The organism is Streptomyces violaceus (assembly GCF_036014075.1).
Classification (GTDB): Bacteria; Actinomycetota; Actinomycetes; order Streptomycetales; family Streptomycetaceae; genus Streptomyces; species Streptomyces violaceus.
On sequence record NZ_CP107911.1, the window covers coordinates 1,968,125 to 1,990,850 of the forward strand.

Annotated in this window: 23 protein-coding genes; 14 read left to right on the forward strand and 9 right to left on the reverse strand. The window is 72.1% G+C overall.

The features are described from left to right. The first annotated feature begins 180 nt into the window (after positions 1-180). Positions 181-3,039: an ABC transporter substrate-binding protein gene (locus OG542_RS08825; RefSeq protein ID WP_328409688.1), complete on the forward strand. Its 2,859-nt coding sequence runs from the start codon at positions 181-183 to the stop codon at positions 3,037-3,039. 8 nt (positions 3,040-3,047) lie between these two features. On the opposite strand, the gene msrB is transcribed toward OG542_RS08825, so the two are convergent. The 4 genes from msrB to OG542_RS08845 all read right to left on the reverse strand — a co-directional run bounded on the left by msrB (position 3,048) and on the right by OG542_RS08845 (position 6,408). After that, on the reverse strand, positions 3,048-3,455 hold the full coding sequence (msrB, locus tag OG542_RS08830) for a peptide-methionine (R)-S-oxide reductase MsrB (RefSeq protein WP_311128300.1): 408 nt from the start codon (positions 3,453-3,455) through the stop codon (positions 3,048-3,050). 14 nt (positions 3,456-3,469) lie between these two features. After that, positions 3,470-4,861: a UDP-N-acetylmuramate--L-alanine ligase gene (gene murC, locus OG542_RS08835; protein ID WP_328409690.1), complete on the reverse strand. Its 1,392-nt coding sequence runs from the start codon at positions 4,859-4,861 to the stop codon at positions 3,470-3,472. A gap of 81 nt (positions 4,862-4,942) precedes the next feature. After that, on the reverse strand, positions 4,943-5,416 hold the full coding sequence (locus tag OG542_RS08840; protein WP_328409693.1) for an indole-3-glycerol phosphate synthase: 474 nt from the start codon (positions 5,414-5,416) through the stop codon (positions 4,943-4,945). A 185-nt stretch (positions 5,417-5,601) separates the two neighbouring features. Next, positions 5,602-6,408, reverse strand: coding sequence for a pyrimidine reductase family protein (locus OG542_RS08845; RefSeq protein WP_328409695.1), 807 nt, complete (start codon positions 6,406-6,408; stop codon positions 5,602-5,604). Positions 6,409-6,445: 37 nt separating this feature from the next. Here OG542_RS08845 and zapE point away from each other — a divergent pair, with 37 nt between their 5' ends. The 7 genes from zapE to OG542_RS08880 all read left to right on the forward strand — a co-directional run bounded on the left by zapE (position 6,446) and on the right by OG542_RS08880 (position 13,871). Continuing rightward, positions 6,446-7,543 (forward strand): cell division protein ZapE, encoded by a 1,098-nt coding sequence (gene zapE / locus OG542_RS08850; RefSeq protein WP_328409697.1) that lies wholly within the window; start codon positions 6,446-6,448, stop codon positions 7,541-7,543. A gap of 199 nt (positions 7,544-7,742) precedes the next feature. Further along, on the forward strand, positions 7,743-8,171 hold the full coding sequence (locus OG542_RS08855; RefSeq protein ID WP_328409699.1) for a hypothetical protein: 429 nt from the start codon (positions 7,743-7,745) through the stop codon (positions 8,169-8,171). Between the two features lie 82 nt (positions 8,172-8,253). Further along, positions 8,254-8,835, forward strand: a complete 582-nt coding sequence (locus OG542_RS08860; protein WP_328409701.1) for a carbonic anhydrase — start codon at positions 8,254-8,256, stop codon at positions 8,833-8,835. A gap of 8 nt (positions 8,836-8,843) precedes the next feature. Next, positions 8,844-10,346, forward strand: coding sequence for a SulP family inorganic anion transporter (locus tag OG542_RS08865; protein ID WP_193476606.1), 1,503 nt, complete (start codon positions 8,844-8,846; stop codon positions 10,344-10,346). 193 nt (positions 10,347-10,539) lie between these two features. After that, a complete protein-coding gene (locus tag OG542_RS08870) occupies positions 10,540-11,442 on the forward strand; it encodes a slipin family protein (protein WP_328409705.1) in 903 nt (300 codons plus the stop codon). A 90-nt stretch (positions 11,443-11,532) separates the two neighbouring features. Further along, complete coding sequence (locus OG542_RS08875) at positions 11,533-12,915, forward strand: PhoX family protein (protein ID WP_328409707.1); 1,383 nt, start codon at positions 11,533-11,535, stop codon at positions 12,913-12,915. A gap of 86 nt (positions 12,916-13,001) precedes the next feature. Further along, complete coding sequence (locus tag OG542_RS08880) at positions 13,002-13,871, forward strand: PPK2 family polyphosphate kinase (RefSeq protein WP_328409709.1); 870 nt, start codon at positions 13,002-13,004, stop codon at positions 13,869-13,871. Between the two features lie 9 nt (positions 13,872-13,880). On the opposite strand, the gene OG542_RS08885 is transcribed toward OG542_RS08880, so the two are convergent. Beyond that, on the reverse strand, positions 13,881-14,366 hold the full coding sequence (locus OG542_RS08885; RefSeq protein ID WP_328344697.1) for an SRPBCC family protein: 486 nt from the start codon (positions 14,364-14,366) through the stop codon (positions 13,881-13,883). Further along, the gene (locus tag OG542_RS08890; protein WP_328409711.1) at positions 14,363-14,752 is read right to left on the reverse strand and encodes an ArsR/SmtB family transcription factor; all 390 of its coding nucleotides are present in this window, start codon (positions 14,750-14,752) and stop codon (positions 14,363-14,365) included. Before OG542_RS08890 ends, OG542_RS08885 begins: the two co-directional genes overlap by 4 nt. An 85-nt stretch (positions 14,753-14,837) precedes the next feature. Here OG542_RS08890 and OG542_RS08895 point away from each other — a divergent pair, with 85 nt between their 5' ends. The 3 genes from OG542_RS08895 to OG542_RS08905 all read left to right on the forward strand — a co-directional run bounded on the left by OG542_RS08895 (position 14,838) and on the right by OG542_RS08905 (position 17,449). Then, positions 14,838-16,355: an FAD-dependent oxidoreductase gene (locus OG542_RS08895; protein ID WP_328409713.1), complete on the forward strand. Its 1,518-nt coding sequence runs from the start codon at positions 14,838-14,840 to the stop codon at positions 16,353-16,355. A gap of 62 nt (positions 16,356-16,417) precedes the next feature. Continuing rightward, on the forward strand, positions 16,418-17,251 hold the full coding sequence (locus OG542_RS08900; RefSeq protein ID WP_328409715.1) for a polysaccharide deacetylase family protein: 834 nt from the start codon (positions 16,418-16,420) through the stop codon (positions 17,249-17,251). A gap of 18 nt (positions 17,252-17,269) precedes the next feature. Continuing rightward, complete coding sequence (locus OG542_RS08905; RefSeq protein WP_328409717.1) at positions 17,270-17,449, forward strand: hypothetical protein; 180 nt, start codon at positions 17,270-17,272, stop codon at positions 17,447-17,449. Here the strand turns inward: OG542_RS08905 and OG542_RS08910 are convergent. Then, positions 17,441-18,112 (reverse strand): ABC transporter, encoded by a 672-nt coding sequence (locus tag OG542_RS08910; protein WP_328409719.1) that lies wholly within the window; start codon positions 18,110-18,112, stop codon positions 17,441-17,443. The two genes, OG542_RS08905 and OG542_RS08910, sit on opposite strands and share 9 nt — an antisense overlap. Beyond that, positions 18,109-18,975, reverse strand: coding sequence for an ABC transporter ATP-binding protein (locus OG542_RS08915; RefSeq protein WP_328409721.1), 867 nt, complete (start codon positions 18,973-18,975; stop codon positions 18,109-18,111). Before OG542_RS08915 ends, OG542_RS08910 begins: the two co-directional genes overlap by 4 nt. Between OG542_RS08915 and OG542_RS08920 the strand changes: the two genes are divergently transcribed. Continuing rightward, positions 18,974-19,744, forward strand: a complete 771-nt coding sequence (locus OG542_RS08920) for an aminoacyl-tRNA hydrolase (protein WP_328409723.1) — start codon at positions 18,974-18,976, stop codon at positions 19,742-19,744. The genes OG542_RS08915 and OG542_RS08920 overlap by 2 nt on opposite strands. A 96-nt stretch (positions 19,745-19,840) precedes the next feature. Continuing rightward, the gene (locus OG542_RS08925; RefSeq protein ID WP_193476594.1) at positions 19,841-20,293 is read left to right on the forward strand and encodes a DUF7144 family membrane protein; all 453 of its coding nucleotides are present in this window, start codon (positions 19,841-19,843) and stop codon (positions 20,291-20,293) included. A gap of 12 nt (positions 20,294-20,305) precedes the next feature. On the opposite strand, the gene OG542_RS08930 is transcribed toward OG542_RS08925, so the two are convergent. Further along, positions 20,306-20,878: a potassium channel family protein gene (locus tag OG542_RS08930; protein ID WP_193476593.1), complete on the reverse strand. Its 573-nt coding sequence runs from the start codon at positions 20,876-20,878 to the stop codon at positions 20,306-20,308. A 161-nt stretch (positions 20,879-21,039) separates the two neighbouring features. Here OG542_RS08930 and OG542_RS08935 point away from each other — a divergent pair, with 161 nt between their 5' ends. Continuing rightward, entirely contained in the window at positions 21,040-22,713 is a 1,674-nt protein-coding gene (locus OG542_RS08935; protein ID WP_328409726.1) for a DUF692 domain-containing protein, read from the forward strand. The last annotated feature ends 13 nt before the right edge of the window (positions 22,714-22,726 follow it).

Sequence of the window (22,726 nt, forward strand, 5' to 3'; positions counted from 1 at the left end):
ATCATTCATTCAGCACGAGGAGGGTGACGGACCAGGCAGAAACGTTCCTGAAGTTCCTCCGTCACCCACTCCCGCCCCACCCCCACCCGCTAGCCTCGTAAGTCACCGAAGGCGAACGGGGGATTGCCCATGGTGAACGCTGATCGCACGCCGCCGGACTGCCCTGGGGGGCATGAGGGCATGCCGGAGCGTGGCGCCGGGCTCCACCTCCAGGATCAGCTCGAAATCCTCATCCAGGACTTCCGCACGAGCGCCGAGCCGCCGATGCCGGTGTTCGTCGTGCACGCGCAGGAGGGCGCGGACGACGACGCGGTGACCGGTCTGGTCCGGCAGCTCCACGCGGGCCAGGAGGCGCACGGCACGCGTTGCGCGGTGGCGCAGGACTCCTACGAGGGCGCCACAGAGGTGCGCCGGGCCGCGGCCATGGTGCGGGCGCTGAGCGAACCGAAGAAGTGGGGCGGCCCGAAGGCGGTCTACCGGCGCTACGCGTTCCCGCGGCTGCGACTGGTGCATGCCATCGACGACGCGGTCGCGGCCCTCGGCGAGACCTGGCCGACGCCCGAGCCGGGCAGCCCCGAGGCCGGCCAGGACCAGCGGCAACGGCTGCTGAACCAGCTCGCCCAGCAGCGCTGGCGGCCGAAGAACACCGCGCGCTGGCGCTCCGGTCTGCCGCTGTTCGACATGGCGCACATCCTCCCGGCGAGCCTCGTGACCGTGCTGGCCGCGCTCATGGCCCGCAGCGAGTGGTACGTGGCGGTGGGCGCCGGCCTCGTCTTCCTGCTGCTGCTGACCGTCCTCAACTACGTCCTGCCGGGGCGGGCGCCGATCTTCCTGTGGCTGCGCCGGGAGAGCCGCTGGTTCATGACGACGACCTTCCTCAGGGCGGCGGACCACGAGGATCCCACCGAGGTCTCGCTGCTGCGGCCGGTGCGCTCCTGGAAGGCGATCGCGGCCCGGGCCTACGACGTGGCCGAGGCGCTCACGGCGGGCGGCGACTTCCACCTCCAACTGTGCGTGCTGGCGCTGCGGGAGGACCTGCGGGACAACCACCGCCGCTGGAGCTGGGACCTGCGCGGCTTCAAACGGCCGCGCCCGCCGATGCTGTTCCTGCCCCACGCGGACGCCCGCAACGGCGGCGTCGAACTGATCCGGGCCATCAGCGACGTCCGCAGCCGCCGCAGCGAACTCGACCCGCTGGTGGTGGTCGCCGCGGTGCACACGCACGACGTGCCACGCCTGGAGCGCGGCGTGGTTCCGACGAGGCCCGACCCGGCCGCCGTACCGCCCAGGTTCGGCGAGCGGCTGCGCACCTGGCACCGGGAGTGGGCGCACAACCTGCGCGCCGAACAGTCACCCAGCCGGGAGCGGTCCGTCCTGCCCTGGGTGATGAAGATCCCGCTGCCGCACGACCAGCTCGGCCCCGTCGAGGAACGCACCCGCCATCTGCGGGCCTCCGCCCGCCCCACGCCCGCCCGGCTGGTGTGGGCCCTGCACACCCTGGTCCTGGTGATCGCCCTGCTGACCGCCGGGACCGTCATGCGGGCCGAGGCCCTGCACGACCGGTACTGCTCGGCGTCCGTGCTGACCGCCAACCGGGACACCCGGCGCGAGCAAGCACCCGGCGGCGGCACGGAATGCATCGGCATAGCGACGGACGGCGTCCGCTTCGCCGACTGGCTGCCCGCTCCCGGCCCCGGCGACGAGCCGAAGGCCCTGACGGCCGGGGACGCGACACCCTGGACGGTGGACGAGCTGGAGGACCGCATCGCCGGGCAGAACGCGAACGTCCTCGCTCACCACACCGGCAAGTACGTCACCGTCGTCTACGCCGGACCGCTCAGCGCCGATTCCTCGGACGGCTCCTCGCTCGTGAAGGGCGCGGAGGAACTCGCGGGCGTGTACCTGGCACAGGCCGTCATCAACAAGAACTCCAGTGTGAAACTGCGGGTCCTGCTCGCCAACGGCGGCGTGGACCTGGGCCACCAGGAGGTGATGGCCGAGGAGATCGCCGCGTACGCCGCCCAGGACCCGACCGTGGTGGGGGTCGTGGGCACCGGCCGCGACCTGAAGTCGAGCAGGGCGACGACCCGCACGCTGATGGAGGCCGGCCTGCCGATCGTCTCCGGCACGAACTCCGCCACCTATCTGCCCCGCGAGTTCGCCAACTGGTTCAGCCTGGCCGCCACGGACCAGTGGCAGATCGAGCAACTCGGCCTGGTCGCGGCCCAGTTGCGCACACCGAAACGTCGGCAGTACGCCCTCGTCCTCGCCCGCGACACGGCGAAGACCGATGACCTATACACCGACGAACAGGCACGCTACGGCCAGGACATGCTGCGCGGGCAGGGCTTCACCCCGCTCGAGCAGCGCCGCTACACCCTCAGCGGCGGCAAGCCGGAACTCCGCTCGCACGCCCAGGAGATCTGCCGGGGCGGCCGGGTCCCGTCGGTGATCTACTTCGCCGGCCGGGTGGAGGACATCGATCCCCTGATGACCCAGCTGGGCACCGAGCCGGGCTGCGCCGGAACGCCCCTGGCCATCCTCACCGGCGACGACCTCTCCAAGGCCGACTTCACCGCCGGCGGACAGTCCGTCGCGCCGAAGGTCACGCTGTACCACTCGGCCCTGGCCGAGCTGAAGACGGCCGCAGCCAGGACGACCTTCTACCTGGACGCCGCCACGTACCTGCCGGGACTGCGGGGCGGGAACCTGCGCTACGACAGCCCCGCCCTGGCCAGCGGCCAGACCGCCCTGGCACACGACGCGACCCGCGCCCTGTACTGGGCGGCCACCCGGGACGACCGGCCCCAGAGCCGCGCCTCGACCTGGGTCAACCTGCGCAACGTCAAGATCGAGGGCATGGCCACCGGCACCATCGACTTCACCCGTGCCCCGCTGTACGGCGACCGCACCGGCCACAGCATCGTCCTCAAAGTGGTCCGCCGCGTCGGCGACGGCACCTCCAAGACCGATGTGGTGTGCAGGCGCACCGCAGGGGACACGAAGCGCCTCACCCAGAAGGAGTGCCGGATCCGCTGAGGGCTCTCTCAGTCCTCGGCGGCGGTCAGGCGGAGCGCGATGCTGTTGATGCAGTACCGCTGGTCCGTGGGCGTCGGATACCCCTCGCCCGCGAACACGTGCCCGAGGTGCGAGCCGCAGCGCGCGCAGCGCACCTCGGTACGCACCATGCCGTGGGTCCGGTCCTCGATCAGTTCCACCGCGTCGGTGTCCCTCGGGTCGAAGAAGGACGGCCAGCCGCAGTGGGACTCGAACTTCGTGTCCGAGGTGAACAGCTCCGCACCGCAGGCACGGCAGGAGTAGACCCCCTGGGTCTTGGTGTCGGTGTACTCACCGGTGAAGGCGGGCTCCGTGGCCGCCTGGCGCAGCACCGCGTACTCGCCAGGGCTCAGCTCCGCGCGCCACTGCTCGTCCGGCTTCTCGACGTCGTACGGCATGAGCCTCCAGCCCCTCAGTTCGACAGACGGTCCAGGATGCGCGGGCCGAGGTCGGTGACGTCGCCCGCTCCCATGGTGAGAACGAGATCCCCCGGCTTCGCCATTCCCGCGACCACGGAGGGGACGTCCGCCTTGTCGTGCACCGGCGTCACGTCCGCGCCCGCCGCCCGGGCCGCCTCGATGATCAGCTCGCTGGTCACGCCGGGGATCGGGTCCTCGCGGGCCGGGTAGATGTCCAGCACGACCGAGGCGTCCGCGAGGGCCAGGGACCGGCCCATCTCCTTGCCCAGCTCCTGCGTGCGGGAGAAGAGGTGCGGCTGGAAGACGACCAGGATCCGGGAGTCGCCCGCCGCCGCGCGCATCGCCTCCAGGTCGGCGGTCATCTCGGTGGGGTGGTGCGCGTACGAGTCGATGACCTGCACGCCCGCGGCCTCGCCCTTCAGCTGGAGCCGCCGCTTCACGCCCGTGTACGCCCCCAGCGCCCGGGCCAGCTCCTCGGCGGGGACGCCGAGCGCCACGCCCGCCGCCAGTGCGGCCACAGCGTTGTGCGCGTAGTGCCGGCCGGGGACGGACACCGTGAAGGTCAGCTCCTGCCCCTCCAGCACCACGGTGACCTCGCTCTTCAGGCCCTGCGGCACGACCGACAGGATGCGCACCCCGGCGTCCTGCGACTCGCCGTACGTCACCACCCGCACGCCGCGCCCCGCGACCCGGCGAGTCAGCTCCCGGGCGCCCTCCTGGTCGGCCGCGATCACCAGCGTGCCGCCCTCGGTGATCCGGTCCACGAACGTCTCGAACGACTCGTAGATCTCCTCCATCGAGGCGTAGTTGGCGTGGTGGTCGAGCTCGACGTTGAGGACGATCGCGACCTCGGGCGCGTACTTGTGGAAGCTGCGGTCCGACTCGTCCGCCTCGGCGACGAAGATCTCGCCGTCGCCGTGCAGCGCGTTGGAGCCGGGCGCGTCCAGGTCCCCGCCGATCGCGTACGACGGCGTAAGGCCCAGCTCCCGCAGCGACACCGCCAGCATCGAGGTCGTGGTCGTCTTGCCGTGCGTACCGGCGACCGCGATCGGCCGCAGGCCCTCCATCAGGGCGGCGAGCGCGTCGGAACGGTGCACGACGGGGATGCCGAGTGCGGCCGCCCGGGCCAGCTCGGGGTTGTCCTGCCGGATCGCCGACGACACGACCACACAGCTCGCGTCGTCGGCCAGGTGCTCCGTGGCGTGCCCGATGTGCACCGTCACGCCCAGCGCCCGCAGCGCCTCGGCCGTCGCCGACTCCTTCGCGTCACTGCCCGCCACGGCGGCCCCGCGCTGGGCGAGGATCTTCGCGATACCCGACATCCCGGCCCCACCGATACCGATGAAGTGCGGTCGGTCCATGGCGGTGGGAAGGCCGGGTGCCATGCGTATCTCCAAGAGCGTTCTGGGACGGTGAGCGCCCACAGCCTATTTCAGAAGCGCCACTGCATCAGCCCGGCACTACGACTACGCCTTGCTGTGCGAGAACAGCTTCAGCACCGGCACCCCCACCTTGTGCCGGGCCCGTGACGCCCAGTCCCGGTGGAAGAACTCCTCCACGTAGTGGGGGTCGGTCAGCACGATGACCTCGTCCGCCCCGACCTCCTCCACCAAGGACTTCAGCGCGTCCAGCGGATGGTTCTCGATCAACCGTCCCTGCGCCCCGCTCCCGGACGTCCGCAGCGCCGCGAGGGACACCTCCAGCGCCCGCTGCCCGACGCTCAGCGCCTCCTCGCCCTCCGGCGTCTCCCCCTCGCGGACGGCATCGTCGAGTTCGCCGAGCGCGACGTCGTCGATGGCCCGCAGCAGACGGTCCGCCTGCTCGCCGCGCGGCTGGAGCAGCACCTGGAAGGAGACCTGCTCCTCCCCGTGCAAGGTGGTGACGAACTCCACGTCGGCGGACGTCAGGGCCTTCTCGATCATCAATACGCTTGTGAACACCAGGCGCCCCTTCTGATCCTTGCGGAAACCATCCTGCCCCGTGTTCGCACGGGAACTGCCGGGTCCAGTGTGCCCTCCAAAATCCAAACAGAACGGCATATTCCGAACGTACCGACCGGTCCGGCTTCCTGAGCGCCGACACCTGTACCCACGTGCCGCTACCCCGTGCCGCGCGGTTCAGTACGTCAGGACCGCCCGTACCGCGTGAACAGGAAGCCGTCCTCCTCCAGCATCGACACCAGCGCGAAGCGCCGCGGGACCGTGACGGCGGGCCCCCCGGCGATGCGCTGCGCGCCGCCCGCCGTGAGCATCGGGGAGACCGTCAGACAGAGCTCGTCGAGCACGCCGGCCGCCACCAGCTGCCCCAGCAGCCGCGGGCCGCCCTCGGTCAGCAGCCGGGTGTGGCCGAGGGCGGCGAGGGCCTGGACGGCGCGGGCGGGGTCCACGCCGATGCCGTCCCCGGCGGTCACCACACGGGCGCCCGCCTTCTCGGCGGTGGCGACGCGGTCCGCGGCGGCCGCGGCTCCCGTGAGGACCAGGGTGGGCACCAGGGGTGAGGTGAACAGCGGGAGCGAGAAGTCAAGGTCGAGGCTGGCGGTGACGACCGCGATCGCGGGGGCGGGGGCCTGCCCGGCCGCCTCCCGCGTCGCGGCGAACTCGGCCCGCGCGCGTGCCGGCCGGTACCCCTCCTGGCGCACCGTTTCCGCGCCCACGACGACCACGTCCGCCAGCGCCCGCAGTGTGCCGAAGATCCGCATGTCGGTCGCGCTGGAGATGGGCTGGGAACGGCCGTCGTGCTGGGCGGCCCCGTCCAGCGTGGACACCATGTTGGCGCGCAGCCACGGCAGCGGCCCCCCGGCCCCCGGCTCGGGATAGGCGTACGCGGCCGCCAGCTCGGCCAGGCCCCACTCCCGCCCGACACTCTCCTCGCCGGACGCGCCACCCGGGGCCGGAGCTGCTGTTTCATCGGTCACAGGGAACAGACGTCGCATGCCGTGCAGTGTTCCACGCGCCGTAGCATGGTGAACCGTGTCCTCCTCTCCCGCCCCCTCCGGTACCGGCTCGATAGCCGACGCGGCCCCGCTGTCCCTGTGCGCCCGTGAGCCGCACGTTCCCGCGGATCGGCTGGTCGCCGAGATGGTGCCGCCGCCACGGTTCGACTCGGTGCGCTTCAGCACGTACATCCCGGACCCGAACCAGCCCAGCCAGACCGAGGCCGTCCAGGTCCTGGAGAGCTTCGCGGCGGGTCTGGGCGGGACGGCCGACTCGGGCAAGCGGCGGCTGTTCGGTTTCGGCAGGGCGCCGAAGAAGGCCCCGGCCGGCCCGCGCGGCGTCTACCTCGACGGTGGCTACGGCGTCGGCAAGACCCACCTGCTGGCCTCCCTGTGGCACGCCACCCCGGCCGAGCCCGAGCTCAAGGCGTTCGGCACCTTCGTGGAGCTGACCAACCTGGTCGGCGCCCTCGGGTTCCAGAAGACCGTCCAGACCCTGTCCGGCCACCGGCTGCTGTGCATCGACGAGTTCGAGCTCGACGACCCCGGCGACACCGTCCTGGTCTCCACCCTCCTCGGCAAGCTCGTCGACGCGGGCGTGGCGCTCGCCGCCACCTCCAACACGCTGCCCGGCAAGCTCGGTGAGGGCCGGTTCGCCTCGGCCGACTTCCTGCGGGAGATCCAGGGCCTGTCGGCCCACTTCCGCGCCCTGCGCATCGACGGCGAGGACTACCGCCACCGCGGTCTGCCCGAGGCGCCGCCGCCGTACTCCGACGAAGAGGTGGCCAAGACGGCGCGCGCCACGGAGGGCGCGTCCCTCGACGCATTCTCGCCCCTCCTGGAGCACCTCGCCCGGGTCCACCCCAGCCGGTACGGCGCGCTGACCGACGGAATCAGGGCAGTGTGCCTCACTGGTGTGCGGCCGGTTCCCGACCAGTCGACGGCCCTCAGGCTCGTCGTCCTGGCGGACCGGCTCTACGACCGCGAGGTGCCCGTGATGGCCTCCGGTCTACCCTTCGACCAGCTCTTCAGCGAGGAGATGCTGAACGGCGGCTACCGCAAGAAGTACTTCCGGGCGATCTCCCGGCTCACCGCCCTGGCCCGCGACGCGGGCAAGCTGGCGAACTCCCGGTGACCACAACCCCAATACCGCACCAACTGCCGTGAGGCCAAGGGGTGTTTCAAGCCAACCCACCCACGGTTTTCAGGCTCTCTTCAGCTTGAAACGTTAAGTTAACCCTGCAAATGACTTTGCAGGGTTAACGTGTTTCTTGACCAGTCATTGACCAAGTGTTGGTCAGCGCTAGACGTGTGAATCATCTGAAGGGGGGCGCATGTACCGAGGTACGACGGTACGGACCATGGTTTCGATCCTCGCCGCCGTCCTGCTCGCCCTTCAGTTCTTCGCACCGACGGCGTCCTTCGCATCCGCGCACACGCCCCGTAAAGCCGAGGCCAAGGCACAGCCCGGAACTGAACCCTCCGACACGACCTCGCGCCCCGGAATCAAGTTCTCCGGGAAGGCACTGCGCGACGAGATCGCCACCTGCCGCGCCGGACACCACGGGGACCCGACCGGTCCCCTGCGGACCCGCGACCGGTTCCACCACGCCGACTCCGCGCCCTCGGCGCCGGAGCGGCCCCTGCTGCGGCACATCCCGCCGACAGCACCGGACCAGGTCAGAGCCGGCGCCGCGCACCATCGCGCGTCGAGATCCTCGACGTCGCACACACCGGCAGCGCTTCAGGTCTTCCGCTGCTGAGGAACAGAGTCGTTCCGTCCCCCACCTCTGTCATGCCCGTCCGACGCGCCCCCACTGCGCGCCAGGAGGAGTCACCACGCTCATGCAACCCCTCATCGACAACGCCCGCATGTTCGGACAGCGCCCTGAGGAGTTCGCTCGCCTCGCCGAGGGCCAGTCCCCCGACGTCCTGTTCATCACCTGCTCCGACTCCAGGGTCGTACCGGCCCTGATCACGGGCGCCCGGCCCGGCGAGCTCTTCGAGCTGCGCACCGCGGGCAACGTAGTTCCCCCCTACGCCTTCGAGCACCCCACCTCGGAGGCGGCCACGATCGAGTACGCCGTGGAAGTGCTGGGCGTCAAGGAGATCGTGGTCTGCGGCCACTCGCACTGCGGCGCCGTCGGCGCGGTGGTGCGGGGCGACGACCTCACCGGCGTACCCGCCGTGCGCGACTGGCTCGCGCACGCCTGCGACGAGCCCAAGTGCGCGGACCCGACCGACAAGACGGTCACCGAAGCCGTGCAGAACCACGTCCTGACCCAGGTGGAGCGGCTGCGCGCCTACCCGTGCGTGGAGAGCCGTCTGACGGGCGGCCGGCTCCGGCTGCACGCCTGGTTCTACGAAGTGCACACCGGAACCGTGCGGGAACACCGCGCGGACACCGACTCCTTCGAGAAGCTGTGAGGGACACCATGACCAAGTTCCCTTACCTGAGGCAGGACTTCCTCGCCTCCATCGTCGTCTTCCTCGTCGCCGTGCCGCTCTGCATCGGCGTGGCCGTCGCCTCCGGCGTGCCGGCCGAACTCGGCCTGATCACCGGCATCGTGGGCGGCCTCGTCACCGGCTTCATGCGCGGCAGCAGCCTCCAGGTGTCCGGGCCCGCCGCCGGCATGACCGTGCTGGTCTTCGAGGCCGTCAGCGAGTTCGGCGTGGCCGCACTCGGTGTGATCGTGCTGATGGCCGGTCTGCTCCAGCTCGCCATGGGCTTCCTCGGGATCGGCCGCTGGTTCAGGGCCATTTCCGTCTCCGTCGTCGAGGGCATGCTCTGCGGCATCGGTCTGGTGATCATCGCCGGGCAGATCTACGCGGCGGCGGGCCTGAAGGCCCCGGAGACCGGCATAGGCAAGATCGCGGGGCTGCCGGGGGCGTTCACCGACGCACTGGGCAGCACCGAGGCCATGACCTCGCTCGCGATCGGCGCGGGCACCATCGCCGTCATCGTGCTGTGGAAGAAGCTGCCGAAGGCCGTGCAGTCCGTGCCGGGCGCCCTCGCGGCGGTGGTCCTGGCCACGCTCGCCACGCTCGCCTTCAGCCTGCCGGTCGCCACCGTCGAGGTGGAGGGCCTCCTCGGCGTCATCCAGCCGCCCGGGACCGAGGCCCTCAGCCAGCTGGCCGGTCCGGCCATCTGGGGCACGATCATCGCGTTCGCGCTGATCGCCTCCGCGGAGAGCCTGTTCAGCGCGGCGGCCGTGGACCGGCTGCACGACGGTCCGCGCACTCAGTACAACAAGGAGATGATCGCCCAGGGCGCGGGCAACACCGTGTGCGGTCTGCTCGGCGCGCTGCCCATGACCGCGGTGATCGTCCGCAGCTCGGCGAACGTCAACGCGGGTGCGAAGACCAAGGCGTCCCGTGTGCTGCACGGTGTGTGGCTGCTGCTGTTCGCCGCCGCGATGCCGTGGGCCCTGGCCCTGATCCCGCTGCCCGCCCTCGCCGGCATCCTCGTGCACGCGGGCTGGAAGCTGATCCCGTTCCGCCAGGTCGTGGCACTGTGGCGGGCCCACAAGGGCGAGGCGCTGATCCTCGTGGTCACCGCCGTGTCGATCGTCGCGGTGAACATGTTCGAGGGTGTCCTGATCGGACTGGCCCTGTCGGTCGTCAAGACCGCCTGGGAGGCCTCGCACGTCAAGCTCGAGGTCATCGACAAGGGCGCCGGCCCCATCCAGGCGTACCTGTCGGGCAACGCGACGTTCCTGCGGCTGCCGAAGATCCTGGACAACCTGGAGAGCCTGCCGCAGGACCGCCCGGTCGAGCTGGACCTCTCGGGGCTGCACCACCTCGACCACGCCTGCCGCACGGCCCTGGAGAACTGGGCCGAGCGCCACAGCGCGACGGGCACGGAGCCGGTGAAGGTCACCGAACCCGAGCTGGAGTCCGAGCAGTCGAAAGAGAGCGAGAAGGTGACGGTGGCCTAGCGGCCCGCCGCAACGCCGACACCCTTGGCCCGGGACGCGCCCCCAAGCGCGCCCCGGGCCATTCGCACGTCCGCCGCGGGCCGGTGAGGGCTCGTCCCGCAGTTCCCGCGCCTCCGAGGCATGGCCCCGAACCCCAGTCCCGGCATATCGTTGCAGAAATAGACGAAACGGACCTCTGGACGAGGAGGTCGGCATGGTCCAAGAGCTGATCGGGGCGGTGGCGGCGGTCGGCGCCTGTGGTCTGGTGTATCTGGCCTCGGCGGCGCGGGTCGTCAAGCAGTACGAGCGAGGGCTCGTCTTCCGGCTCGGGCGCCTGCACGGTGACGTGCGGCGGCCCGGGTTCAACTTGATCGTTCCCGTGGTGGAACGGCTGCGCAAGGTCAACATGCAGATCGTGACCATGCCCGTGCCCGCCCAGGAGGGCATCAGCCGCGACAACGTGACCGTGCGGGTCGACGCGGTGGTGTACTTCAAGGTCGTGGATCCGGCGGCCGCGATCGTCAACGTCGAGGACTATCGCTTCGCCGTCTCCCAGATGGCACAGACCTCCCTGCGCTCGATCATCGGCAAGAGCGAGCTGGACGATCTGCTGTCCAACCGGGAGAAGCTCAACCAGGGCCTGGAGCTGATGATCGACAGCCCGGCCGTGGAGTGGGGCGTGACCATCGACCGGGTGGAGATCAAGGACGTGTCCCTGCCGGACACGATGAAGCGCTCCATGGCCCGCCAGGCCGAGGCCGACCGTGAGCGGCGGGCCCGTGTGATCAACGCCGACGCCGAGTACCAGGCCTCGAAGAAGCTGTCCCAGGCCGCCCAGCAGATGGCCGACACGCCCTCGGCTCTCCAGCTCCGGCTGCTCCAGACCGTGATGGCCGTGGCGGCGGAGAAGAACTCCACGCTGGTGCTGCCCATCCCGGTGGAGCTGCTGCGGTTCCTGGAACGAGGCCATGAAGAGGGCCGGCAGGCACAGACAGGGACACAGACACAGGCACAGACGGAGTTGGAGACAGAGGCACCGGCACCGGCGGAGCACGCCCTCGACGTCGACGAGACCGACCCGGCCATCGAGGAGCTGCGACGGGCGGTGGAGCAGTGACCCGCGCTACGCGCGTGGTTCACGTTGCCCGCACCAGGTGATAGACACAGCGGGATCACAGTTCCTGTCCGCCAGCAGGAAGGTTCCGCCATGACCACTACCGGTCGTTCCGCCACTCGACGTCAGATGCTCGCCGGGACAGGTGCCCTGGGCGTCGGGATCGCGTTCTCCGGCGCCCTGTCCGAACTCTTCGCAGGCACCGCCGCCGCACAGGGCCTGGGCCACACCGGCTACGGCCCGCTCGTCCCCGACCCGAAGGGCCTGCTCGACCTCCCGGAAGGCTTCCGCTACCGGGTCCTCTCCCGCGAGGGAGACCGACTCCGCTCGGGTGAGGGCAAGGTCCCCTCCAACCACGATGGCATGTCGGCCTTCGCGGGCAGAGAGGGCCGGGTCCATCTGGTCCGCAATCACGAGAACCGCGCCGACGGCAAGGTCCCGGTCCCCACGATCGAGGGCCTCACCTACGACCCGGCCGGCAAGGGCGGCTGTACGGCCCTGACGCTGGACTCCCGCGACAACGTCCTGTCGGAACGCGTCGCGATCGCCGGCACCGCCGTGAACTGCGCGGGCGGCCCCACCCCGTGGGGCACCTGGCTGACCTGCGAGGAGACCGAGGACAAGGCCGGTACCAACGGCTACACCAAGGACCACGGCTTCATCTTCGAGGTCGACCCGGTCGACCCGCGCCGCACCGGAGCCGTACCACTGACCGCGATGGGCCGCTTCCAGCACGAGGCGATCGCCGTCGACCCCCGGCGGGGTGTGGTGTACGAGACGGAGGACGCCTTCGAGAAACCCTTCGGCCTCTTCTACCGTTTCCTGCCGAAGAAGCCGCTGGGCGGCCGGGGTTCGCTGCGCGCGGGCGGCCGGCTCCAGGCCATGCGGGTACCCGGCGTGCCCGACCTGTCCACGATCCAGGAGATCGGCGCCGAGTTCGACGACATCGAGTGGGTGGACGTACCGGACCCGCGGGCCGCGCAGACGCCGATCCGGTTCCAGGACTTCGGCCGCGGGGGCATCACGCACGCGCAGAAGCTGGAGGGCTGCTACTGGGGCGGCCGGTCGGTGTACTTCGTGTCGTCCTTCGCCCGACGCTCGGACGGTTCGACGGCCGACCACTACGGGCAGATCTGGCGCTACGACCCCGAGTGCCGCCGGCTGACCCTGGTGATCGTCTTCGGCCCGGACACCGACATCCAGATGCCGGGAGAGTCGCCGGACAACATCTGCCTGGCACCCAGCGGCGGCCTCATGGTCTGCGAGGACGGCAACGGCGCCCAGCACGTCTACGGCGTGACCAGGCGCGGCGAGGTGTACGCGATGGCCCGCGGCCGGCAGAACATCGGTACCCCGGAGGAACCCGAGTGGGGTGAGTTCGCCGGTGTGACCTTCTCCCCCGACGGCGACACGATGTACGTCAACTGCTACACACCCGGCACCACGTTCGCGGTGACGGGCCCCTGGCGCCGGTAGCCGCGGCCGCGCTCCCGGCCGGGGCGCCGGGTGCGGAACCCGGCGCCCCGGCAGACGATCGGTACACAGGACCGTAAGGGGGCCCGGTGGCGCAGAAGGACAAGAAGAAGCACAGCACCTCGCTGCGGGAGCGGCTGCGCGTCCCCGGCGGCGAGCCGCTCGACCTGTCCCGTCACGACGCCGCCGCCACCCCCGGCGGCCCGGACGGCAAGCGGGCGGGCACGGCCGCCACGGCTCGGATCGGTGAGCGCCTCGCCGCCCTCCAGGAGCGGCTGTGGGCGGCGAGCACCGCGGGCGACCGGCGCCGCGTCCTGCTCGTCCTCCAGGGCATGGACACCAGCGGCAAGGGCGGCACGGTCAAGCACGTCATCGGCCTGCTCAACCCGTCCGGCTGCCGGATCACGGCGTTCAAGGCACCCACGGCCGAGGAACGCGCACACCCCTTCCTGTGGCGCGTGGAGAAGGCGCTCCCGCTCCCCGGCGAACTGGGCATCTTCGACCGCTCGCACTATGAGGACGTCCTGATCGCCCGCGTCCGGGGCCTCGCACCCGCCACCGAGATCAACCGGCGCTACGAGCAGATCAACCGCTTCGAGAAGTCCCTGGCCGACGCCGGCGTGACCCTGATCAAGTGCTTCCTGCACATCTCCTACGAGGAGCAGCGCCGCCGACTGCTCAAACGTCTCGACGAGCCGGAGAAGCACTGGAAGTTCGCCGCTTCCGACATCGACGACCGGGCCCTGTGGCCCGCGTATCAAGAGGCCTACGAGATCGCCCTGGAGCGCTGCGGCACCTCGTACGCCCCCTGGTACCTCGTCCCCGCCGACCGCAAGTGGTATCGCAACTGGGCGGTCAGCACCCTGCTCCTGGAGCATCTGGAGGAGCTGGACCCGCGGTATCCCGAGGCGGACTTCGACGTGGCGGAGATCCGGAAGCGGCTGCTGGGGCAGTCCTGATCCGGCCGGTCAGGCGGCCAGCAGGGCGTCGATCTGGCCGACGGCCTCCTTCAGGCCCTCCTCCATGCCCATGGTGACCAGTTGCTCCATCTGCTCCCGGGAGTCGAAGAGGGAGTGCATCTCCATCCGGGTGCCGCCTTCGTGTTCGGTGAGCCGCACCCGCACCGAGGTGGTCGGCATGTCGTCCTTGGGCTTGCCGTCGTCGTCGGCGAAGCCGTCGGTGAACTCCAGGGCCGTGGGCGGGGTGACCGAGGAGATCCGCCACCAGCCGCGGTGCCGGTCGCCCTCCGGGCCGGTCATGAAGTACGTGACCTCCCCACCCGGGGTCAGGTCGTGCTGCTCCACGGTCGCCGGGTAGGTCGGCGGCCCCCACCAGCGCTCCAGCTGCCGGGGGTCGGCCCACAGCCGCCACACCCGCTCGACGGGGGCGGCGAAGTCGGCGATCAGGGTGAGGGTGAGGTGGTCGAGATCCTTGTCGACACTGGTGACACTCATCTCTCGGGTCCTTCCGTCGTGTCGTTCTCTTCGGTGTCGTTCTCTTCGGTTCCGGGGTCCTCGGCGAGCAGCCGGGCCATCCGGTCCACGCGCCCGCGCCATGCCGACTCGAGCTCGTCGAGGGCCTGGCGTGCGCGGCCCACCGCTTCGGGGTCGGTGCACACGAGCTGCTCCCGTCCGCTGCGCTGCTTGGTGACAAGACCCGCCCGCTCCAGCACGGCGACGTGCTTCTGCACCGCCGCGAAGCTCATCGGGTAGGCCTCGGCCAGCCGCGACACCGACAGCTCCCCGCGCACGCAGCGGCGCAGTATGTCCCGGCGCGTGGCGTCGGCCAGGGCGTGGAACAGCCGGTCCACCGTCTCGTCGCTCAGCTCATCTACAACCATTTGGTTGTACGTTAGCTCTGCCGGCCCCGTCTGTAAAGCGACACATCGGACACTGAAGCGGGCGGAAGGGGGTACTCAGTGCCCCATGAGCGAGAAGCAGCAGGTCAGCAGCTCGTACTGGCTAGAAACGGCACCGGACGGCCACCGCCCGGCCCTGACGGAGGACCTGGACGTCGACGTGGCGGTGATCGGCGCCGGGATCGCCGGACTGTGCACGGCGTGGGAGCTGACCCGGGCCGGGCGGAGCGTGGCGGTCCTGGAGGCCGGGCGGGTCGCGGCCGGGGTCACCGGGCACACCACCGCCAAGGTCACCGCACTGCACACACTCGTCTACGACAAGCTGCGGCGCACCCGCGGCCCCGAGGGCGCGCGACTGTACGCCCGCTCCCAGTCCGAGGCGATCGAGCGCGCGGCCGGGATCGCCGGGGAACTGGGCATCGACTGCGAGTGGGAGACCCGGGACGCGTACACCTACGCGTGCGACGCGGGCCGGGTGGACGAGCTGCGCGCCGAGGCACGGGCGGCGGCCGAGGCCGGGCTGCCCGCCTCGTTCGTGACGGAGACCGGGCTGCCCTTCCCGGTGGCGGGCGCGGTCCGGGTCACCGGGCAGGCCCAGTTCCATCCGCGCAAGTACCTGCTGGCCCTCGCCGCCGACCTGGTCGAACGCGGCGGGCGGATCTACGAGGACACCGCCGTCCTCGGCCTGGACGAGGGCGAGCCGTGCCGGCTGTCGACCACGACCGGGGCGCCGGTCAGGGCCCGGGACGTCGTCGTCGCGACGCACTACCCGATCTTCGACCGGGCCCTGCTGTTCGCCAGGCTGTCGCCGCGCCGCGAGCTGGTCGTCGCCGGGACGATCCCGGCCGGCCAGGACCCGGACGGCATGTTCATCACGCCCGACGAGGGCATCCGCTCGGTGCGCACCGCCCCGCACGAGGGGGGCCGGCGGCTGCTCGTGGTCACCGGCGAGCACTTCACGCCCGGCACGGGCGACCCACGGGCCCGCTTCGAACACCTCACCGCCTGGGCCACCGGCCACTTCCCGGACCTGGACGTCACCCACCGCTGGGCCACGCAGGACATCGACCCCACCGACACCGTGCCGATGGTGGGCCCGCTGCACCCGGGTGCGCGGCACGCCTATGTGGCCACCGGCTTCGGCGGCTGGGGCATGAGCGGCGGCATGATGGCGGGCCGCCTCCTCACCGCGCAGATCACGGGCGAGGAGTGCGCGTGGAGCGGGCTGTACGACCCGCGGCGGCTGCGTCCGGCCGTGCGTGAGGCGCCGTCGTTCCTCAAGACGCAGGCCAAGGTCGCCGGGCACTTCGTGGGGGACCGGCTGCGGCCCGTGCCGCCCGTGGAGTCCCTGCCGCCCGGCGAGGGCGCCGTGGTCCGCGCCGACGGCCACCGCCTCGCGGTCTACCGGGACGACGACGGCACCCTGCACGCCGTCTCCGCCCGCTGCACCCACCTGGGCTGCCTGGTCGCCTTCAACGGCGCCGAGCGCGCCTGGGAGTGCCCCTGCCACGGCTCCCGCTTCGACACGGACGGCAAGGTGATCCAGGGCCCGGCGACCAAGCCGCTGGAGCAGCGGGACATCTGACGGCCGGGTGACACCCGCGGTCGTGACGCATAAGGGATCGATTCCGCTCATATCTTCATACGGTGATCACCCTCCTCCGCCGTGCCCTCGCCGTATGCGCCCTGGGCACGGCCCTCGCCGCCTGTGGGATCGCCCGGCCCCCACAGGCGGCCACCCCACCGGTGCCCGCACCACCGCCGAGGCCCCCGACCCTCGCCCCCGGTCCGGGCGGCCTCACGCCCGTCTTCGAGCACGGTCCCCGCACCCGAGGCCGGACCGTCGCGCTCACCTTCGACGCCGACATGACCGCCGGGCAGGGGGCGCGGGCGGCGGCGGGTGAGCGGTTCGACCATCCGCGGCTGATCTCGACGCTGCGGGCGCTGAAGGTGCCGGCCACCGTCTTCATGACCGGACGGTGGGCCGAGGAGTACCCGGACCAGGCCCGCTCCATCGGCCGGGACCCGCTCTTCGAGGTCGCCAACCACTCCTACAGCCACTACGCCTACACCCGGGACTGCCACGGCCTGCCGACCGTGCCCGAGGAGCGGGAACGCTCGGACGTGGAGCGGGCGTACGCCGCGTTCCGGAAGGCCGGCGTACGGGATCCGATGCCGTACTTCCGCTTCCCCGGCGGCTGTTACGACCGCCGGGCCCTGAAGGCCCTGGCCCCGGCCGGGGTGACCGCCGTGCAGTGGGACGTGGTCGGCGGCGACGCGTTCGAAACGGACCCGGACGTGATCGTCCGGCAGGTGCTGGACGGGGTGCGGCCCGGCTCGGTGGTCGTGCTGCACTGCACGCGCAGTGCCGCCCCGGCGACCGAGCGGGCCGTGCGCACGATCGTGCCGGAGCTGCGCCGCAGGGGCTTCGGATTCGTGAAGGTGTCCGAGCTGATCGGCGCCGTGGGCGAGCGCCGCTGACCGGCCTACGCTGGACATATGAGCGAGGACGACTACTGCCTGATCGACGCGGCCAGGCCGCCCAGGGCGGACGGGCCGCCGTACGCCGAGTGCGTGCTGTGCCGGAAGCCCACGGAGTACCCGGAGTCGTACAAGGGCATCACTCTCTGCCCGGTCTGCGAGTGGCAGGAGGCGCAGCGCACGAGCTGCTCAGGGTGATCGGCGGGAGGCGAGCGCACCGGCCAGGGCCAGCGCCGCGGCCGTGACCAGGGCTGCCGCGGCAAGGGGCAGCAGCGGGAGCGGGACGGTGCCCGACCGGGAGCCGGTCACCAGGCCCTGCACCGCCGCCTGGGCCGGGGAGCCGGTGGCCACCAGGGACAGCAGCGCCGCGAGCAGTAGGGCCAGGACGGCACGGCCCCGCGACCGCAGCAACGGCCGGCTCGTGAGCGCGCCGACCGCCGTACCGAGCAGGGCGCAGGCCAGGGCGGCGAGCAGCCCGGCACCGCAGGCGGGGGCGAGCGGCACCCGGGTGCGGTGGTCCGAGGCGACCGGGTCGCTGAGCAGTGTCACGAGAAGGGTCGTGACCGAGCCGAGCGCCGCCGCGCCGGCCAGCCCCACCAGCAGGCAGGCCACATGGGCGCGGGCGGGCCCGGCGGCCGCCGCCACACAGCCGCGCGCGGCCTCCGGCTCACTCGTGACGCAGATCCGGGCCAGCCAGGCCGCGACGGGCAGCAGCGCGGCGGCGGAGTAGCCCAGCGAGTCGAGCACCGGCTTGCCGGCCTGGACGCTGATGGCGAGGAAGGCGGCGTACAGCAGGAACGGCGGCAGCCAGCGCTGTGAGCGCAGCAGCAGAGCGGCGTGGTAGCGCAGGAGGGCGGTCATCGGCTGCTCCCGGGGGTGTCTGCCCGCGGTGCCACGCTCACCACGTGCCAGGGCGGGCGGGCCGCGAGCAGGGCGCGGAGCAGGACGTCGGACTGCGGGGCCGGGACGGTGAGGCGGTAACTGCCGGGCGCGGTCTCCTCGGCGGAGGTGACGGCCCGCCGCACGTCGCCGGGAAGCCGCCCGTCCGGCGGGCCCTGTGCCTCGACCGTGACGTGCGGTCCGGACGGAAGCGGTCCCGCCACGTCACAGGGGACGAGGCTCCCGTCGCGCACGGCGTACGTCGCGTCCGGCAGGCCCGCGAGGCGGCGCGGGTCGTGGTCGACGAACACCACGGATCCACCGGCCGCCGTGCGCTCGGCGACCGCCCGCTCCAACTCGGCCCGGGCACCGCTGTCCAGACCGGTCCACGCCTCGTCGAGCACCAGCAGCTCCGGCTCGGCCAGCAGGGCCTGGGCGACCGCGACCTTCTGGCTGCTGCCCTTCGACAGCCGGGCCATCGGCGTATCGGCGTACGCGGCGGCCCCGAGGCGCTCCAGCCATTCGCCGGCGGCCCGGGCGGCCGCCGTGCGGGACAGGCCGTGCACGGTGCCGAGGTGGGTGAGGTAGCCGGCGGCCGTGAAGGGCAGGGCCGGCGGGAACCGCTCGGGGACGTAGGCCGTGCGCGGCCTGCCGGTGATCCGGCCTTCACTGGGGGCGTCGATACCGGCGAGCAGCCGCAGGAGGGTGGACTTGCCGGTGCCGTTGGCGCCCTCGACGCGGACGAGCCGGCCCGGGGCCACCGTCAGGTCGACGCCACGCAACACCCAGGGGCCGCGCAGGCCGTAGCGGCGGCCCGCGTTCTCCAGGCACAGGTCGGGTCGCATGGGGCCCATCCTGCACGATCTCGCGGCTGGCACACTGGGCTTCGTGAGCGAAGACCCGACGTCCGTGAGTGACAGCCCTTTCCGGTCCGAGACCTCGCTGCGCGACGCGGCACCGCAGTTCGTGCTGCCGCTGGTCGTGCGGATCGAGCGGGCGGACCCGCCGGCGCGTGCGGACGCGCTGGCGACGGCCGCTCGGGCCGTGCTGACCATCCTGGGCGACGAGCGGTCGGCCGGGGACGGCGAGTGGGCGCAGGCCATGCGGGACTGGCAGGACGCCCGGATCCGCAAGGTGGTGCGGCGGGCGCGCGGCGCCGAGTGGCGTCGGGCCGAGGCGCTGCCCGGCATCACCGTCACCGGCAAGTCCGCCGAGGTGCGGGTCTTCCCGCCGGTCCCGCTGGACGGCTGGCCAAAGGACCTGGCCCGGCTCCAGGTCTCCGGCACCGACCTGGACGACCCGGAACCGCCGGTGGACGCGGACCCGGCCGCCCCCGTGCTGTGGCTGAACCCCGATCTGGGCATGTCGGCCGGCAAGGCGATGGCCCAGGCCGGACACGCCGCACAACTGGCCTGGTGGGAGCTGTCCGAAGAGGAGCGGGCCGGCTGGCACGACGCGGGCTTCCCCCTCGCCGTACGGACGGCCGACCCGGCCCGCTGGCCCGAACTGACCGGCAGCGGACTGCCGTTGGTCCGCGACGCGGGGTTCACGGAGATCGCGCCCGGCTCGTGCACGGTCGTCGCGGACCACCCGGCGTTGCGCCGGGAGCGGTAGGCCCCCGGCGGCCACCCGTTCGGCGCAGCCGCAGGCGCGCATGTCGGGGGCGGGTGCTCCAGTGGGGTTACCAGACTCCCGACCCAGGAGGCAGCCATGACCAGTGCCGCGCCCCCTCCCCCCGCTCCGCCCGCCCCCGACAGCGGTCCCGGCGACCGGGGTGGTACCGGCGACCCCTGGGCGGCCGGTGGCCTGACGCTCGGCGGCACCCTGATGGTCGTCTACGGCCTCTTCGCGGTCCTTCAGGGCATCACCGCGATCGCCGACGACGAGGTGTACACGAGCTTCGGCGAGTACGTCTTCGCGTTCGACCTGACCGCATGGGGATGGATCCACCTGATCGTCGGTGTGCTCGTGGTGGCGGCCGGGCTCGGCCTGTTCACCGGAGCCACCTGGGCCCGGATCGTGGGCGCGGTCGTGGTCGGTCTGGCGCTGATCGCGAACTTCATGTGGCTGCCGTACCAGCCGTTCTGGTCGATCATCATGATCGTGACCGGTCTGTTCGTCCTGTGGTCGGTGTTCAACTACCGCTCCTCCCGCCCGGCGTAGCCGCCGCCCGGGTCAGGACGGCGGCGGACGCCGGTCGCGTTCGGCGACCACGGTGTACAGATGGCGCGTCAGCGCGGTGGCCGCCGCCGTGAGGAAGACGAACGCGTACAGGATCTGGACGACCGCCACCATGCGGGCCTCCTGCCCGCTCGGGGTGATGTCGCCGTAGCCGACGGTCGCGAGCGTGACGACGGTGAAGTACAGCGCGTCGACCCGGGTGCGCAGGCCGGTGAACTGGCCCGGCTGCTGGGCGAGGGCGTAGTAGCCGGAGGAGAAGACCAGCACGGCCAGGCACATCAGCAGCGAGATCACGAGGCCCGACCGGGTGTGCGGCCTCTCCAGCACGATGTCGCGCACCTGGCGCAGCAGCAGCGCGGCCACCAGCCCCAGGCACAGGACGAACAGCGGCCAGCCCAGCCAGGGGCGGTCGGCGGCGAGCCCTTCCAGGGGGAGCAGGAAGTAGGCCGTGCCCCCGGCCAGGACCAGGGCCCCGGCACCGGCCCACAGCCACCGGACCACGGCCGGACTCCCCGGGTCCCGTCTGCGCTTCCGCGCGGGGTGGTGCGCCTGCTCGCCGTCGCGCATACGTCCGGTCTACGACGCATCAAGGGGTGGCGCGAGCCCGGTGCTCCGTCGGTGAACCTCAAATGTTCCTCTGAAGGAGTCGGTGGCAGGGTTCGGGGCCGGGCGGCTGGGCCATACCCCCCTCACGTTCGAGGATCGGGCCGTGCGGAGGAGGGGGACGAATGGAGCGACTGGGGACGGGCATCGGGTGGCGACCGGAGATCGCGGACGCCGTGGAGCGCATGCCGGGGATCGACTGGGTCGAGGCCGTGGCCGAGAACGTCTGCCCCGGGCACCTGCCCGAGTCGCTGGAGCGGCTGCGCGAGCGCGGCGTCACCGTGGTGCCGCACGGCGTCTCGCTGGGCCTCGGGGGCGCGGACCGGCCCGACGAAGGCCGGCTGGCCGCGCTGGCCGAGCGGGTGGAGGCGCTCGGCTCGCCGCTGGTCACCGAGCACATCGCGTTCGTCCGCGCGGGCGGTGCGCTGACGGCGTCCCCGCACCTGGAGGCGGGCCATCTGCTGCCCGTCCCCCGGACGCGGGACGCCCTCGACGTCCTCTGCGAGAACGTCCGCATCGCGCAGGAGTCACTGCCGGTGCCGCTGGCCGTCGAGAACATCGCCGCGCTGATCTCCTGGCCGGGCGAGGAGATGACGGAGGGCCAGTTCCTGTACGAGCTGGCCGACCGTACGGGGGTCCGCCTCCTCATCGACGTGGCCAACCTGCACACCAACCACGTCAACCGCGGCGAGGACCCGGCCAAGGCCCTCGCCGAGCTGCCCCTCGAGGCCATCGCCTACGTCCATGTCGCGGGCGGCTTCGAACGCGACGGCGTCTGGCACGACAGCCACGCCCACCCCGTCCCCCGGCCGGTCCTCGACATCCTGACCGACCTCGCCTCCCGCGTCTGCCCACCGGGCGTCCTCCTGGAACGCGACGAGAACTTCCCGGAACCGGCGGAGCTGGAGCGGGAGCTGGGCGCGATCCGGCGGGCACTGGGGACGGGAGCGGTCGAACGCGTGAAGACACAGCTCCTGGAGGCGGGCAGCGCGGCGACCCGACGGGCGGAGGCGGGGGAGGTCGGACCACGGAACGGCGACGCACCCGGGGACGGCGACGCGTCCGGGAACGGTGACGCACCCGGGGACGGTGAAGCGTCCGGGAACGGCGACGCGTCCGGGAACGGTGACGCGTCCGTGCGGACCCGAGGGGCCCGGGGCGCCGAAGGCGAGCTGCTTGCGGGGGCCGGCGCCGAGCGACCCGGCAACGAGCCCGAGGACGCCGAGGGCCGGTTGCTCGCCGGCACCGAGCGACCCGGCGAAGAGCCCCGGGCCGCCGAAGGCCGGCTGCTCGCCGATGACGGTGCCGGGCAGCGGGGCGAAGAGACCGGGGCGGTCGGGGCGACACGGGGCGCCTTCGACCTGCCCCACCCCAGTGAATGCCGTGCCGCTCGTCAGCGGCTGGGGCTCGCGCAGGCCGCGTTGCTGTCCGCGCTGGTCGCCGGGACGCCCGTGCCCGAGGGGTTCGACCGGGTACGGGTCGGCGTACAGGCGCGGGCGCTCGCCGCGAAGCGGGCGGATGTCGTGGCGAAGGTCGCGCCCGAGCTGCCGGTGATCCTCGGAGAGGACTACCGCACCGCTTTCCTCGGCTATGCCCAGACCCACCCGATGACCGGCGGCTACCGACGCGACGCGCTCACCTTCGCCGAGCACCTGCTTTCCGCCGGGCGCCCCGGGGGCGCGCAGGCGCGGCGGGAACTACGGGAGTGGTGGCTGGAGCGGTCGGGGCCCTCGCCGCGCTCCCGGCGCCCGGTCCACCGACTCGCTCGCGCCACGCGCAAGGTCCTGCTGCGGCGTTGAGGGGACCCCCACA

Bases quoted from the DNA above. Each gene is read 5' to 3' on its own strand.
- OG542_RS08855 (WP_328409699.1), top strand. From the start codon at position 7,743: ATGTACCGAGGTACGACGGTACGGACCATGGTTTCGATCCTCGCCGCC.
- OG542_RS08865 (WP_193476606.1), top strand. From the start codon at position 8,844: ATGACCAAGTTCCCTTACCTGAGGCAGGACTTCCTCGCCTCCATCGTC.
- OG542_RS08910 (WP_328409719.1), bottom strand. From the start codon at position 18,112: ATGACCGCCCTCCTGCGCTACCACGCCGCTCTGCTGCTGCGCTCACAG.
- OG542_RS08895 (WP_328409713.1), top strand. From the start codon at position 14,838: ATGAGCGAGAAGCAGCAGGTCAGCAGCTCGTACTGGCTAGAAACGGCA.
- OG542_RS08935 (WP_328409726.1), top strand. From the start codon at position 21,040: ATGGAGCGACTGGGGACGGGCATCGGGTGGCGACCGGAGATCGCGGAC.
- OG542_RS08890 (WP_328409711.1), bottom strand. From the start codon at position 14,752: ATGGTTGTAGATGAGCTGAGCGACGAGACGGTGGACCGGCTGTTCCAC.
- OG542_RS08845 (WP_328409695.1), bottom strand. From the start codon at position 6,408: ATGCGACGTCTGTTCCCTGTGACCGATGAAACAGCAGCTCCGGCCCCG.
- OG542_RS08930 (WP_193476593.1), bottom strand. From the start codon at position 20,878: ATGCGCGACGGCGAGCAGGCGCACCACCCCGCGCGGAAGCGCAGACGG.
- OG542_RS08905 (WP_328409717.1), top strand. From the start codon at position 17,270: ATGAGCGAGGACGACTACTGCCTGATCGACGCGGCCAGGCCGCCCAGG.
- OG542_RS08860 (WP_328409701.1), top strand. From the start codon at position 8,254: ATGCAACCCCTCATCGACAACGCCCGCATGTTCGGACAGCGCCCTGAG.
- msrB (WP_311128300.1), bottom strand. From the start codon at position 3,455: ATGCCGTACGACGTCGAGAAGCCGGACGAGCAGTGGCGCGCGGAGCTG.
- OG542_RS08915 (WP_328409721.1), bottom strand. From the start codon at position 18,975: ATGCGACCCGACCTGTGCCTGGAGAACGCGGGCCGCCGCTACGGCCTG.
- OG542_RS08875 (WP_328409707.1), top strand. From the start codon at position 11,533: ATGACCACTACCGGTCGTTCCGCCACTCGACGTCAGATGCTCGCCGGG.
- murC (WP_328409690.1), bottom strand. From the start codon at position 4,861: ATGGCACCCGGCCTTCCCACCGCCATGGACCGACCGCACTTCATCGGT.
- OG542_RS08870 (WP_328409705.1), top strand. From the start codon at position 10,540: ATGGTCCAAGAGCTGATCGGGGCGGTGGCGGCGGTCGGCGCCTGTGGT.
- OG542_RS08920 (WP_328409723.1), top strand. From the start codon at position 18,974: ATGGGGCCCATCCTGCACGATCTCGCGGCTGGCACACTGGGCTTCGTG.
- OG542_RS08885 (WP_328344697.1), bottom strand. From the start codon at position 14,366: ATGAGTGTCACCAGTGTCGACAAGGATCTCGACCACCTCACCCTCACC.
- OG542_RS08925 (WP_193476594.1), top strand. From the start codon at position 19,841: ATGACCAGTGCCGCGCCCCCTCCCCCCGCTCCGCCCGCCCCCGACAGC.
- OG542_RS08825 (WP_328409688.1), top strand. From the start codon at position 181: ATGCCGGAGCGTGGCGCCGGGCTCCACCTCCAGGATCAGCTCGAAATC.